Genomic DNA, 13,722 nt, shown 5'->3' with positions numbered 1-13,722 from the left:
CGTAAGTCCTCCTTGACCCGCTGTGCTGCGCGAAGCTACCTTACGGTGTAAGACTTACAACGTAAGGGAGACGTCATGAAGGCGTTGGTGCAGCGTGCGTACGGCCCGCCGGACAGCTTGACCTGGGAAGACGTGCCCGATCCGGTGCCCGGTCCCGGCGAGGTGCTGGTCCGCGTGCACGCGACTTCGGTCAACCCGTACGACTGGCACTTCATGAGAGGCGAGCCGTACGTGGCCCGCCTGATGACCGGCGGGTTCGGCCTGCGGCGCCCGCCGGTCGGGGTGCTCGGCTGCGACCTGGCGGGCCGGGTCGCGTCGGCCGGCGACCGGTTCGGGCCCGGCGACGACGTCTACGCGCTGCTGCCGCGGGGTGCGCACGCCGAGTACGTCTGCGTGCCCGAGGACCTGCTGGCGCCGATGCCGGCGAACCTCACCCACGAGCAGGCGGCCGCGATGCCGATGGCGGCCTTGACCGCGCTCTTGTCGTTGCGTGGTGTCGAAGCCGGGCAGCGGGTGCTGGTCAACGGGGCTTCCGGCGGGGTCGGCACCTTCGCCGTGCAGCTGGCCGCGGCGCTCGGGGCGCATGTCGACGCCGTCTGCAGCGCGGGCAACGTTGCGGCGGTGCGCGCACTCGGCGCCGAGCACGTCTTCGATTACCGGGCGGAGGACTTCACGCGCAGCGGCCGTCGTTACGACGTCCTGCTGGACGTCGCCGGCAGCCGGTCGGTGTTCGCCTGTCGGCGGGTGCTTTCGCGGGACGGCACCTTAGTTGCCGTCGGTGGCCAGGCTGGGCGGTGGGTGCAGCCCGCGGGGCACGTCTTCGCCGCACTGGCGTCCGGCTTGTTCGCACGGCGGCGGGTCGTGCTCGCGGACGCGGTGGCCTGCCCGGACAAGGCGGCGGCTCTTCGTGAGCTGGCCGGCCTGGTGGAGCGGGGCGCGGTCACGCCGGTCGTCGACCGGAGCTACCCGTTCGACGACCTGCGTGCCGCGTTCGCTTACTCCGAATCAGGGCACGCCAAGGGAAAGGTTGTCGTGACCCTCGGCGGCTAGCCGTTGTGCGGGCAGTTCCCGCGGTAGTCCGAAATGGACAGGTCGGTCCGGGGGATCGGGCAGAGGAACTGCTCGTAGCGGGTGTCGTTGTCGATGAACCGCTTGAGCCAGGACAGCGTGTACTTCGCGATCGTCGTGTTCGGCGAGTTGGGTGCGAAGTGGCTGGCGCCGCGCAGTTCGAGGTACGCGCGGTCCAGCGTGGACGGCAGGCTGGTGTAGAACGGGATCGAGTGGGACGCCACCGGCGCGACGGTGTCCGACTGCGCCCCGACGACGAGCGTCGGCACCCGCAGCGTCGACCAGTTCTTCGTCAGGTTCCAGCCGGTCAGCGGCACCGCGGCCTGCAGCGACGGGCGGGAGCGCGCCGCTTCGAGCGTGCCGCCGCCGCCCATCGAGTGCCCGACGACGCCGAGCCGGCTGCTGTCGATCCGCGACCGGACCGAGCTCTGCTGGGTCAGGTAGTCCAGAGAGGCCAGCAGCTGCCTGCCGCGGCTGTCGGGCTGGTCGGAGGTGGTCAGGGTGTCGATGGTGAACACGACGAAGCCCTGCGACGCCAGGCGCGGGCCAAGCCAGGCGATGCTCGACTGGGTGGCGGTGAAGCCGGGCGCGATCGAGATCGCGCCGAACGTGCCGGCGGTCGTGGTCGTCGGGTAGTAGATGGTGCCGCCGCCGAAGCCGGAGGCGGCCAGCCGCGACACCGTGACGGTGCTCGTCGCGAACGAGCCTCGGGTGGCTTCGATGCTGGCGGTGGTCGGGTCGGGGCCCCGCTCGTAGGGGTTCGCGGCGGCGGGCGCCGGCGCGGCGACCGCGGTGGTCAGCGCCAGGGCGGCCAGCACGACGCCGGCGGCCTTGGCGCGCCACGGGCGGTGGCGGGAAATTTTCTCACGCGAGCCGGACGTCGTCGGCGGGCTGGTGAGTGCGGACATGGATCGCTCTCTTTCCCCGGGCAGGCGAAAGCGCGCCCGGACACAGACGGGCGGATCGGCAGAACTGTTGCACGGCAACGGAAAGACGTGCCGCGGACGGGGTGCGGGGTAACCGCTTTCCCGTCCGCCTATGAAACACCTTGGCGAAATGTTCCACATCCTCCGAACGGGGGAGTGGTCTGACGAACTGTGCGGTCGCTCAGTGCACGTGGGCGGGTTCGAGGGCCCCGCGCACGAGGGTGTCGATCAGCGTCGTCGCGACGGTCAGGTCCACCGAGCGGGCGGCCAGGACGTCGGAGTAGAGGAACGACTCGCCGAGCCGGACGACCGCGAAGGCCAGGTCCGGCAGCCCGACCAGCGGCGCCAGCCCGGCGGCGTCGGCGTCGGCTCGGAACAGCTCGACGTGCGCGTCCACCAGCCCGGGCTGGACCGCGCCGCGCGGGTCGGTCAGCACGCGCAGGGCGGTGTTCGACTCCGCCTCGATGAGCTTGCGCATGCCGTCGCTGTCGGCGACCTCGCGGCGGTAGGCCTCCATGACCCACAGGCAGCGCAGCCGGCCTTCGGGGGTGCGCACGGCGTCGCCGTGCCCGGCGCGCCAGCCGTCGAGGGCCCGCTGCCAGGTCCGGTCGGACAGCAGCCGCAGCGCGGCGCCCATCAGGTCGTCGCGGTTGCCGACGCGCCGGAAGAACGTGGTGCGCGAGATCCCGAGCTCGGCGGCCATCCGGCCGAGGTCGAGGCGCGTCCCGGCCATCAGCAGCCGGGCCGCGTGCCGGACGATGTCGTCGGTCGAGACGGTCACCGCGCCAACCCTAGTCCGCTGGTGGGTGCCGGTTACCTTGAAGTGCGCGGCACCCCTTCGGTTAGCTGGGTTTCGTGCGCGTAGACATCTGGTCCGATCTGGTCTGTCCCTGGTGCTATCTCGGCAAACGCCGCTTCGAGCGGGCGGTGGCCGAAGTCGGTGTCGACGTCGAGGTGGTGCACCACTCGTTCCAGCTCGACCCGTCGTTCCCGCGCGGGACCTCGCGGCCGACGCGCGAGGTGCTGGCCGAGAAGTACGGCCGTACCCTGGAAGAAGCGGACGCGATGGAAGCCCAGATGGAGGAGCGCGCGGCGGCCGACGGCCTCGAGTACCACCTCGACGGCGTCCACATGGGCAACACGGTCGACGGCCACCGCCTGGTCCACCTCGCGGCGAAGCACGGCGTGGCCGACGCCGTCGTGGACCGCTTCTACGCGGCGCACTTCACCGAGCGGCGGTCGCTGTTCGACCGCGATTCGCTGGTGTCGCTGGCCGCGGAAGCGGGACTGGACGCGGCCGAGGCGCGGGCGGTGCTCGAGTCCGACGCGTACGAAGCAGAGGTGGCGGCGGACGGCGAGCAGGCCCGCGCACTCGGCGCGTCCGGCGTCCCGTTCTTCGTGATCGACCAGCGGTACGGCGTGGCGGGAGCCCAGTCGCCGGAGGTGTTCGCCCAGGTGCTGAGGCGAGTCAGCGACGGCGCCGCCGCCGGGTGAACCGCGACCGGTCGGTGGCGATGCCGGCCAGGTGCAGGGCCACGCACAGCAACCCGGCGGTGGTGAGGGTCCCGGTGGTGATCACCGGGCCCAGCCCGAACCCGGCCAGCTCCATGAGCAGGGCGAGCCCGAAGAGAACGGCGGCGAGAATGGCGAGCATGACGGCCTCGTTTCCGTGCGGTGGCGCCGAATGGTCCACGCCACTGGGACGTTGGGGCTACCGGGGTTCCCGGCTTGGTGGCCGGTAATTCCCCCGCCCCGCCCGCCTGAAACGACTGATCCCCGCAAGTCCACTTCGCCCGCCCGAACCCAGGCGGTCGGCCCGCGTACCCAGGGGGTCGGCCCACGTACCTGGAGGGTCGGTTCGTGTGACTGGCGGGGCATCTCGTGTGATGGGAAGGGCATCACTCGTGATTGGCGGGGCATCGGGCTGATGCCTGCCCGATCACACGTGATGCCTTTCGGGACACGGGTGATGCCCGGCTCGTCAGGCGGGGGGTGGGGCGGTGCTCGAGCGGATGACCAGTTCCGTCGGGAGGAGGACCGGCTCGCCGGCTTCCGCGCCCGTCTCGATCTCCGCCAGCAGGGCCTCCACGGCGTGGCGGCCCACCGCTTCGAACGACTGGCGGATCGTCGTCAGCGGGGGCCAGAAGTGGGCCGACTCCTCCATGTCGTCGAAGCCCACCACGCTCACCGACGCCGGCACCGCGCGGCCCGTCTCGTGCAACGCGCGCAGCAATCCCAGAGCCATCTGGTCGTTCGCCGCGAAGACCGCCGTCACCGCGGGGTCCGCCGCCAGGCGCAGGCCCGCCTGGTAGCCCGACTCCGGGGACCAGTCGCCGACCAGGACCGGCGGCACCACGCGGCCGGAACGCTCCAAAGTGGCCTGCCACGACTTGCGGCGGCGCTCGGCCGAATACGACTGCGGTGGGCCCGCGATGTGCCAGACCGTCGAGTGCCCCAGCGAGAGCAGGTGGCTGGTCGCGCGGGCCGCGCCGTCGGCCTGGTCGTTGTCCACCACCGGGTAGTCGTAGCGGGCGCTCGAGTCGATCACCACCACCGGCAGCCCGTGCGGCAGTTCGATCTCGCTTTGGTCAAGCTGGTGTTGCTCGATGAGGATGATGACGCCGTCGACGGCCTGCTCGTTCAACGTGCTGAACGCGCCCGTCACCTCGCCCTGCGTCGGGCGCGTCACCGGCATCAGGATGATCGAGAACCCCTCCGAGACGACCGCCGCCGCGATGGCGTCGAGGGTCCTGCTGTTGCCGAACGTCGGGAGCGCCGAAATGATCACGCCGATGCTGCGGAACTGGCCGTTGCGCAGGGCACGGGCCGCGCTGTTGGGCCGGTAGCCGACCCGGCGCATCGCGGCGAGGACCCGCTCCCGCGTCGCTTCGTCCACATTGGTCTTCCCGTTGGCGACGCGCGAGACCGTCTGACCCGAGACACCCGCCTCGCGGGCCACGTCCGCCATCGACGGCCCCCGGCGCCGGGCGGCGTGGCCGGATGCGGACGAGGTCGCTGTCTGGCGCGGCACGGTCACTCCTTGGTGTCCTGGACATGTTTACGTCAACACGTTACTCTGCGGCCGTCCATGTTGACGTAAACATCCCGCCGGGTCCAGGGCCCGGCCGCATGACCACTCGGAGAGACGATGACGTCCACAGCGGCTCCGCCCGCCCCGGTGCCTTCGCGCCGGGCGCCCGCGGCCCGCCGGCCACGGCGGAAATGGCGGGGCTGGCTCTTCGTCGCCCCGTTCATGCTGGTGTTCGCCCTGACCTTCATCGCGCCGGTCGTGTACGCGTTCGTGCTCAGCCTCTACCGCGACCAGGCCTTCTTCGGCGGCACGGTGTTCGTCGGCGCCGACAACTACGTCCAGGTCTTCGGCGACCCGAAGTTCTGGGAGGCCTTCCGGCGCGTGCTGGTGTTCCTCGCCGTGCAGGTGCCGATCATGCTGGTGCTCGCGCTGATCGCGGCACTGGCGATCGACAGCGCCCGGCTGCACGCCGCCGGCTTCTTCCGGATCGTGATCTTCCTGCCGTACGCGGTTCCCGCCGTGGTCGCCGCGCTGATGTGGGGCTTCATCTACGGCGACCACTTCGGACTCGCCGCGGACCTGAACCACCTGCTGGGCACCGACTCGATCAAGCCGCTGTCGCCGAACTGGCTGCTCACGTCGATCGGCAACATCGTCACGTGGGAGTTCGTGGGCTACAACATGCTCATCTTCTACTCCGCGCTGAAGGTGATCCCCAAGGAACTGTTCGAGGCGGCCGCGATCGACGGCGCCGGCACGTTCCGCACCATCCTGTCGGTCAAGCTCCCCGCGATCCGGGGCGCCATCGTGGTCGCGACGATCTTCTCGATCATCGGCAGCTTCCAGCTGTTCAACGAGCCGAACATCATGCGCAACCTGGTGCCGAACACGATCGGGACCTTCTACACGCCGAACATGTACGCCTACAACCTTTCCTTCAACGGGCAGCAGTACAACTACTCCGCCACCGTCGCGATCGTGATGGGCGTGATCACCGCGGTCATCGCCTACGTCGTGCAGCTGCGCGGTTCCCGGAAGGAGATGTGACATGGCCACCTTCTCGGTGACAAAACCTCGCAAGTCGCGTGTCCTCACCGGCTTCATGGCGCTGTACCTGATCTACACCCTGGTTCCCCTGGTGTGGCTGGTGATCAACGCGTCGAAGACCCAGCCGGCGCTGTTCTCGACGTCGGGCCTGTCCTTCGGCGGCCCGTTCGCGCTGTTCGACAACATCGGCCAGACGTTCACCTACAACGGCGGGATCTTCTTCCGCTGGCTCGGCAACACCCTGCTGTACGTCGTGGTCGGCGCCGGTGGCGCGACGATCCTCGCGACCGCCGCGGGGTACGGGCTGGCCAAGTACCGCTTCCCCGGCCGCCGCTCGGTGTTCGCCATCGTCCTCGGCGCCGTGGCCGTGCCGCCGACGGCGCTGGCCGTGCCGACGTTCCTGATGTTCAGCAAGATGGGGCTGACCAACACGCCGCTGGCGGTCCTCATCCCGTCGCTGATCAGCCCGTTCGGCCTGTACCTGATCTGGGTCTACGCCGCCGACGCCATCCCGGACGAGCTCCTGGAAGCGGCGCGGATCGACGGCGCGGGCGAGATCCGGATCTTCCTCACCGTGACGCTGCGCCAGCTGGTGCCCGGCATCATCACGGTCGCGCTGTTCACGATGGTGCAGACGTGGAACAACTACTTCCTGCCGCTGATCATGCTCAGCGAACCGAAGTGGTACCCGCTGACCGTCGGGCTCAACCAGTGGAGCGCCCAGGCCAACGGCGCGGGCGCCCAGCCGATCTTCAACCTGGTGCTCACCGGGTCGTTGCTCACCATCATTCCCCTCGTCGTCGCTTTCCTGCTCATGCAACGGTTCTGGCAGTCCGGGCTGAGCGCCGGAAGCGTTAAGCAATAACCCGCCGTCACACCGCCGTGAAGGGACATTCGATGTCAGGAATCCGCACCCGCGCGAAGGCGGCCGCCGCCATCGCGCTGGCCGCCGCGCTCGCGGTCGGCTGCTCGTCCGGGGGCTCGTCCTCCGCTCCCGCCGCCGCCACCGGCACCCAGGACTCGGTCGACGCCGCGCTGAAGGCCGGCGGCGAGATCACGTACTGGAGCTGGACCCCGTCGGCCAAGGACCAGGTCGCCGCGTTCCAGAAGGAATACCCGAACGTCAAGGTCAACTACGTCAACGCGGGCACGAACAAGGAGGAGTACACCAAGCTGCAGAACGCGATCAAGGCCGGCTCGGGTGCCCCCGACGTCGCCCAGATCGAGTACTACGCCCTCCCGCAGTTCGCGCTGACCGACTCGCTGGCCGACCTCAACCAGTTCGGCTTCGGGTCGTTCGAAAAGGACTACAGCGCCTCGACGTGGGCGCAGGTGAAGAACGGCAACGGGATCTACGGCCTGCCGCAGGACTCCGGCCCGATGGCCCTGTTCTACAACAAGGAGGTCTTCGACAAGAACGGCATCGCCGTGCCGAAGACCTGGGCCGAGTACATCGACGCGGCGAAGAAGCTGCACACCGCCGACCCCACCAAGTACATCACCTCGGACACCGGTGACCCCGGGTTCGTGCTGAGCATGATCTGGCAGGCCGGTGGGCGCCCGTTCACCGTCGACGGCCGGAACGTGAAGGTCAACTTCGGCGACGCGGGCACCAAGAAGTGGACCGCGATGTGGGACCAGCTGATCCAGGGCAAGCTGCTCGCCCCGGTCAAGGAGTGGTCCGACGACTGGTTCCGCGCCCTCGGCGACGGCACCATCTCCTCCCTGGTCACCGGCGCCTGGATGCCGGGCAACTTCATCTCGTCGGTGCCCGGCGGCGCCGGCAAGTGGGCGGTCGCGCCGATGCCGACCTACGACGGCAAGCCGGTGACCGCGGAGAACGGCGGCAGCGCGCAGTCCGTGGTCAAGCAGAGCAAGAACCCGGCGCTGGCCGCGGGCTTCGTGCGCTGGCTCAACCACGCCGGCGGCGTCCAGCCGTTCATCAAGAGCGGCGGCTTCCCGTCCACCACGGCCGACCTGACCTCGCCCGCGTTCGTCGACGAGGCCCTGCCGTACTTCGGCGGCCAGAAGGTCAACCAGGTGCTGACCCAGGCGTCCAAGGACGTCGCGCCGGGCTGGACCTACCTGCCGTACCAGACCTACGCCAACAGTGTCTTCAGCGACACCGCCGGCAAGGCCTACGTGAACGCCACCGGCCTCGACGCCGGGCTGGCGGCCTGGCAGCAGGCCATCGTCGACTACGGCAACCAGCAGGGCTTCACGGTCAGCGCCGGATGACCGTCCACATCGAAGGCGACGTCGGCGACCCTGCCCAGGTCATCGGCAGGGTCCCGCGTCGCCTCTTCGGCTCGTTCGTCGAGCACATGGGCCGGTCGGTCTACACCGGGCTGTACGAGCCCGGGCACGCCACAGCGGACGATCGCGGGTTCCGCGGCGACGTGCTGGAGCTGGTCCGGGAACTCGGCCCGACCGTGCTCCGCTACCCCGGCGGCAACTTCGTTTCCAGCTACCGCTGGGAAGACGGCGTCGGGCCGGCCGGATCGCGGCCGGTCCGGCTGGACCCGGCGTGGCACAGCGTCGAGTCCAACCGCTTCGGCCTGCACGAATTCGTCGCGTGGGCCGAAGCCGCGGGTGCCGAGGTGATGTACGCCGTCAACCTCGGCACCCGCGGCATCCAGGAAGCCGCCGACGTCCTCGAGTACTGCAACCACGCCGGCGGCACGGAACTGAGCGAGCGGCGGCGCGCGAACGGCGCCGACCGCCCGTTCGGCTTCAAGCTGTGGTGCCTGGGCAACGAGATGGACGGCCCGTGGCAGATCGGCCACAAGACGGCCGACGAATACGGCCGCCTGGCCGCGGAGACCGCCCGGCTGATGCGGATGATCGACCCCGGCGTCGAGCTGGTCGTCGCGGGCAGTTCGCACGCCGACATGCCGACGTTCGGCTCGTGGGAGCGCACGGTGCTGCGCCACACCGCGGAGCTGGTCGACCACATCTCGCTGCACGCCTACTACCAGGAACTGCACGGCGACACCGACAGCTACCTGGCCAGCGCGGCCGCGCTGGACCGCTACATCCGCACGACGGCGGGGGTCATCGACGAAACGCTGGCCGAGCTGGGGCTCGACAAGAAGATCGGGATCAGCGTCGACGAGTGGAACGTCTGGGACCTGCGCCGCTGGAACGAGGTCGACCAGGCGGAGCTGGCCGCGGGCGGCTGGCGGGAGCACCCGCGGATCATCGAGGACACCTACACCGTCACCGACGCGGTCGTCGTCGGTTCGCTGCTGAGCTCGCTGCTGCGCAACGTCGACCGCGTCACCATGGCGAACCAGGCCCAGCTGGTGAACGTCATCGCGCCGATTCGCTCCGAGCCCGATGGCCCGGCGTGGCGGCAGACGACGTTCCACCCGTTCCGGCAGGTCGCCGCGCTGGCCGGCGGGTCGAGCCTGCGCCTGGCCGTCGAGGGCGACCGGCTCCGCACCGCGCAGCACGGCGAAGTCGACCTCGTCGACGTCGCGGCGACGGTCGAGGAGTCCGGCCGCGGGGCGGTGTTCCTGACCAACCGCGCCACGGCGTCCCCGACCGAGGTGCGGATCCGCCTGCGCGGCGCCCGCTTCGGCGTGTACGCCGCCGAAACGCTGACCACACCGGACGGCGAGACCCGCCACACCGTGAACACCGCCGACTCGCAACCGGTCCGGCCGGTGCCGCTACCCGGCACGGCCGCGACGTCCGATCCCGGGGGGACGACCATCACCGTGACACTGCCACCGCTGTCCTGGACCGTGCTCCAGCTGACCCCGCAGGCGGGCCCGGATGCCTGAGTTCGCCATCGGGGAGCACGACTTCCTGCTCGACGGACGCCCGTTCCGCATCCTGTCCGGTGCCCTGCACTACTTCCGGGTGCACCCGGACCTGTGGGCCGACCGGATCGACAAGGCCCGGCGGATGGGGCTCAACACCATCGAGACGTACGTGGCTTGGAACGCGCACGCCCCCTCGCCGGACGAGTTCGACCTCTCCGGCGGCCTCGACCTCGACCGCTTCCTGCGGCTCGTGGCCGAGGCCGGGATGTACGCGATCGTGCGGCCCGGCCCGTACATCTGCGCCGAGTGGGACAACGGCGGGCTGCCCGCGTGGCTGTTTCGCGACCCGTCGGTCGGGGTGCGCCGGTACGAGCCGAAGTACCTGGACGCGGTGCGCGGCTACCTGAGCAAGGTGTACGAGGTCGTCGTCCCGCACCAGATCGACCGCGGCGGGCCGGTGCTGCTGGTCCAGGTGGAGAACGAATACGGTGCTTTCGGTGACGACAAGCGGTACCTGAAAGCGCTTGCCGAGCACACGGTTGCTTCGGGTGTCACCGTGCCACTGACCACAGTGGACCAGCCGACGCCGGAGATGCTGGAAGCCGGCAGTCTCGACGGTCTGCACCGCACGGCGTCGTTCGGCTCGGGCGCCGAGGCGCGGCTGGCCATCCTGCGGGAGCACCAGCCGACCGGGCCGCTGATGTGCAGTGAGTTCTGGAACGGCTGGTTCGACCACTGGGGCGCCCACCACCACACGACCCCGGCCGCGGACTCGGCGGCGGAGCTCGACGCGCTGCTCGCCGCGGGTGCCTCGGTCAACCTCTACATGTTCCACGGCGGCACCAACTTCGGGCTCACCAACGGCGCCAACGACAAGGGCGTCTACCAGCCGCTGATCACCTCCTACGACTACGACGCGCCGCTGGACGAAGCCGGCGACCCGACACCGAAGTACCACGCCTTCCGGGACGTGATCGCCCGCTACCACAAGGTGCCCGACACGGTCCCGCCCCCGGCGCGGCCCGCGCCGACGCCGTCCGGCGTGCTCGGTGAACCGGTGCGGCTGCTCGACGCCCCGGACCGCTGGGGTACCTGGGAGTTCCACGAGGAACTGCCCGCGTTCGACGAGCTCACGCCGATGCCGCAGCTCGCGCTGCTGCGTTGCGCGATCGAGGGCGACCGGCCCGGCGTGCTGACCTTCGGCGAGGTCCGCGACCGCGCCACGGTGTTCTTCGACGGCGATCTCGTGGGCACGCTCAGCCGGGACCACCACGAGCGCGCGATCCCGCTGCCGCGCGCCCGCGGCGAGCTGCTGGTGCTGGTCGAAGACCAGGGCCGGGTCGATTACGGCCCGCGCATCGGCGAGGCGAAGGGCATCATCGGCGGCGCGTCGCTGCACGGCGAACCGCTGACCGGCTGGGACGTGCTGCCGTTCGACCTGGCCGCGCTGCCGTCGCTGCGGCCTTCGGCGCCGTCGTCCGTGGCGGGTGCGGTGGCCGGGCCGGTGCTGCTGCGCGCCGACATCGATGTCGACGAGCCCGCCGACCTCTTCCTCGACACCGGGGAGTGGGGCAAGGGCGTGGTCTGGTTCAACGGGTTCGCGCTCGGCCGCTACTGGCGGCGCGGTCCGCAACGGACGCTGTACGTGCCGCGTCCGGTGGTCCGGGCCGGTGCCAACGAACTGGTCGTGCTCGAACTCGGCACGATGCTCGACCCCGCGGCCCGGTTCGTGCCGCGGCCGCTGCTCGGCCACACCGAGGCCTGAGAAACAGTCCCCACCGCACCCGAAGGGCAGTTCGACGATGAACTTGCGGCGTTTGCTCACCGTCCTTTGTGTACCTCTGATAGGCGGCGCGGTAGTGGCCGCACCGGCGGAAGCGGCCACTGCCGTCACCGTGAAACCGGACCCGACCTACCGGCAGCAGTCGTTCGACGGCTGGGGCGCCAGCCTCGCGTGGATGGCCGAGGCGACCGGCGGCTACCCCGACGCCATCCGGAACAAGCTGGCCGACCTGGTCTTCGGTCCCGACGGGCTGAACCTGAACATCGCCCGGTTCAACGTCGGCGGTGGCAACGCGCCCGACGTCCCGTCGTACCTGCGTGCGGGTGCCGCGGTGCCGGGCTGGTGGAAGGCACCGGCCGGCACCACCCGCAACGACAAGGACTGGTGGACCCCCGGCGACGCGGCCGAGTTCGACCCCAAGGCCGACCCCAACCAGCGCTGGTGGGTCGACAAGATCAAGAACCGCGTCACGAAGTGGGAGGCGTTCAGCAACTCGCCGCCGTACTTCCAGACCGTGTCCGGTTACGTCTCGGGCGGCTTCAACGCCACCGACGAGCAACTGCGCTCGGACAAGATCGGCGACTTCACCGCGTACCTGACGCAGGTCGTGCGCACCCTCGAAAAGGCGCACGGCATCAAGTTCGCGTCGGTGAACCCGCTGAACGAGCCGAACACGAACTACTGGAAGACCACGCTCGGCGCCGACGGCAACCCGACCGGGGGCCGTCAGGAAGGCGCGCACATCGGCCCGGCGGTCCAGTCGCAGCTGATCCCGGCGATGGCCGCGGCACTGAAGGCGGCCGGGTCGCGCGCGATCGTCTCCGCGCCCGACGAGACCAACCCGGACATCTTCGCCGCGGACTGGACCGGCTGGTCGGCCGACGCCCGCGCGGCGGCGGGCCGGCTCAACGTGCACACCTACGGCACCGGCAACCGGCCGGTCCCGCGCGACCTGGCCAAGGGCGCGGACAAGCCGCTGTGGATGAGCGAGGTCGGCGGCAGCTGGCTGGACCGCCAGGACTTCACGGACATGGACCCCGGCCTCGGCATGGCCAAGCAGATAACCGACGACCTGCGGCTCCTGGAACCGAGCGCGTGGGTCAGCTGGCAGCCGATCGAGGACTACAACAACATGAAGCCCGGCGGCGAGTCGGCGGCCGGGATGAACTGGGGCGAGATCCAGGTCCCGTTCGACTGCGCGGCGAACGCGACCCCGGCGACCTGCCAGATCAGGACGAACACGAAGTTCAACACGATGCGCAACTTCACCCACTACATCCGGCCGGGTGACCGGCTGATCGGGGTGAACGACACCGCGTCGACGGTGGCGATGCGCGGCGAGGACCTGGCCACGGTGGTGCACACCAACGCGGGCACGGACGCCCAGGACGTCACGCTGGACCTGTCGGGCTTCCGGAACGTGCGTCCGGGTGCGTCGGTGACGCCGGTCGTCACCGACGTCACCGGGGCGCTGAAGCGGGGCAAGCCGGTGCGCGTCACCGGCGGCAAGGCGATGCTGCGGGTACCGGCGCGGTCGGTGACGACCTTCCTCGTCGACGGCGTCTCCGCGACGGCGGCCGGCACGGGCATCGGCTCGGGCAAGCCGTTCACCTTCACCGGCGTGCAGAGCGGCAAGTCGCTGTCGGCGGAGAACGGCACGCTGGTCCAGCGCATCACGGACGCGTCGGCGCCGGCGCAGCGCTGGACGCTCACCGACCGCACGGGCCGCTATGGCAACCGCGACCGGTTCACCATCACCAACGCGGGCACGGGCCAGGTGCTCAGCACGTCCGGCGGCGCGGTGACGCTGGCCGCGGCGGGGGTGTGCGACCCGGCGGCCCAGTGGACGCTGTCCACCACCGGTGACGGCACCTGGACGTTCGTCAACGCGGCGAGCGGGCAGCTGCTCGACGTCACGAGCGAGTCCCGTGAGGACGGCGCCCGGATCGGCCTGTACAAGCCGACCAACGGGCCCAACCAGCGCTGGCAGTCCATCGCCAGCTGAGCAGTCTGCCGCAGCTGGTCGTGAGTGGTAGCCGGTCAGGGCGGCGATGTCGACGTCAAGGCCCAGGTAGTCGCGGGCATGCTCGAGGTAGG

General features: G+C 70.3%; 12 protein-coding genes. 8 read left to right on the top strand and 4 right to left on the bottom strand.

All coding sequences use genetic code 11. The features are described from left to right. Window positions 1-75 precede the first annotated feature (75 nt). On the top strand, window positions 76-1,050 hold the full coding sequence (locus ACWED2_RS00060; protein WP_449688208.1) for an NAD(P)-dependent alcohol dehydrogenase: 975 nt from the start codon (window positions 76-78) through the stop codon (window positions 1,048-1,050). Here the strand turns inward: ACWED2_RS00060 and bdeA are convergent. Together bdeA and ACWED2_RS00050 are read right to left on the bottom strand one after the other, a co-directional pair. Beyond that, window positions 1,047-1,976, bottom strand: coding sequence for a bis(hydroxyethyl) terephthalate hydrolase (gene bdeA, locus ACWED2_RS00055; RefSeq protein WP_449688207.1), 930 nt, complete (start codon window positions 1,974-1,976; stop codon window positions 1,047-1,049). The two genes, ACWED2_RS00060 and bdeA, sit on opposite strands and share 4 nt — an antisense overlap. A gap of 199 nt (window positions 1,977-2,175) precedes the next feature. After that, window positions 2,176-2,775 (bottom strand): QsdR family transcriptional regulator, encoded by a 600-nt coding sequence (locus tag ACWED2_RS00050; protein ID WP_449688206.1) that lies wholly within the window; start codon window positions 2,773-2,775, stop codon window positions 2,176-2,178. A gap of 74 nt (window positions 2,776-2,849) precedes the next feature. On the opposite strand from ACWED2_RS00050, the gene ACWED2_RS00045 reads away from it, so the two are divergent. After that, complete coding sequence (locus ACWED2_RS00045; RefSeq protein WP_449688205.1) at window positions 2,850-3,488, top strand: DsbA family oxidoreductase; 639 nt, start codon at window positions 2,850-2,852, stop codon at window positions 3,486-3,488. On the opposite strand, the gene ACWED2_RS00040 is transcribed toward ACWED2_RS00045, so the two are convergent. Next, window positions 3,463-3,648, bottom strand: coding sequence for a hypothetical protein (locus tag ACWED2_RS00040; RefSeq protein ID WP_364254210.1), 186 nt, complete (start codon window positions 3,646-3,648; stop codon window positions 3,463-3,465). The two genes, ACWED2_RS00045 and ACWED2_RS00040, sit on opposite strands and share 26 nt — an antisense overlap. A gap of 327 nt (window positions 3,649-3,975) precedes the next feature. Beyond that, window positions 3,976-5,031 (bottom strand): LacI family DNA-binding transcriptional regulator, encoded by a 1,056-nt coding sequence (locus ACWED2_RS00035; RefSeq protein ID WP_449688204.1) that lies wholly within the window; start codon window positions 5,029-5,031, stop codon window positions 3,976-3,978. A 111-nt stretch (window positions 5,032-5,142) separates the two neighbouring features. Here ACWED2_RS00035 and ACWED2_RS00030 point away from each other — a divergent pair, with 111 nt between their 5' ends. From ACWED2_RS00030 to ACWED2_RS00005, 6 genes are all read left to right on the top strand, one after another. Then, the gene (locus tag ACWED2_RS00030) at window positions 5,143-6,072 is read left to right on the top strand and encodes a carbohydrate ABC transporter permease (protein WP_449688203.1); all 930 of its coding nucleotides are present in this window, start codon (window positions 5,143-5,145) and stop codon (window positions 6,070-6,072) included. A gap of 1 nt (window position 6,073) precedes the next feature. Next, window positions 6,074-6,937 (top strand): carbohydrate ABC transporter permease, encoded by an 864-nt coding sequence (locus tag ACWED2_RS00025; protein ID WP_449688202.1) that lies wholly within the window; start codon window positions 6,074-6,076, stop codon window positions 6,935-6,937. A gap of 32 nt (window positions 6,938-6,969) precedes the next feature. After that, window positions 6,970-8,310, top strand: coding sequence for an ABC transporter substrate-binding protein (locus tag ACWED2_RS00020; RefSeq protein WP_449688201.1), 1,341 nt, complete (start codon window positions 6,970-6,972; stop codon window positions 8,308-8,310). After that, window positions 8,307-9,860, top strand: a complete 1,554-nt coding sequence (arfA, locus tag ACWED2_RS00015) for an arabinosylfuranosidase ArfA (RefSeq protein ID WP_449688200.1) — start codon at window positions 8,307-8,309, stop codon at window positions 9,858-9,860. Before ACWED2_RS00020 ends, arfA begins: the two co-directional genes overlap by 4 nt. Beyond that, entirely contained in the window at window positions 9,853-11,607 is a 1,755-nt protein-coding gene (locus tag ACWED2_RS00010; RefSeq protein ID WP_449688199.1) for a glycoside hydrolase family 35 protein, read from the top strand. The genes arfA and ACWED2_RS00010 overlap by 8 nt, the downstream gene beginning before the upstream one ends. A gap of 94 nt (window positions 11,608-11,701) precedes the next feature. Next, entirely contained in the window at window positions 11,702-13,630 is a 1,929-nt protein-coding gene (locus tag ACWED2_RS00005; protein WP_449688198.1) for an RICIN domain-containing protein, read from the top strand. Window positions 13,631-13,722 lie beyond the last annotated feature (92 nt).

The organism is Amycolatopsis sp. NPDC005003, assembly GCF_053600695.1.
Note: the sequence above shows the minus strand (reverse complement) of the source record. Positions and strands in the feature narration are given on the sequence as shown.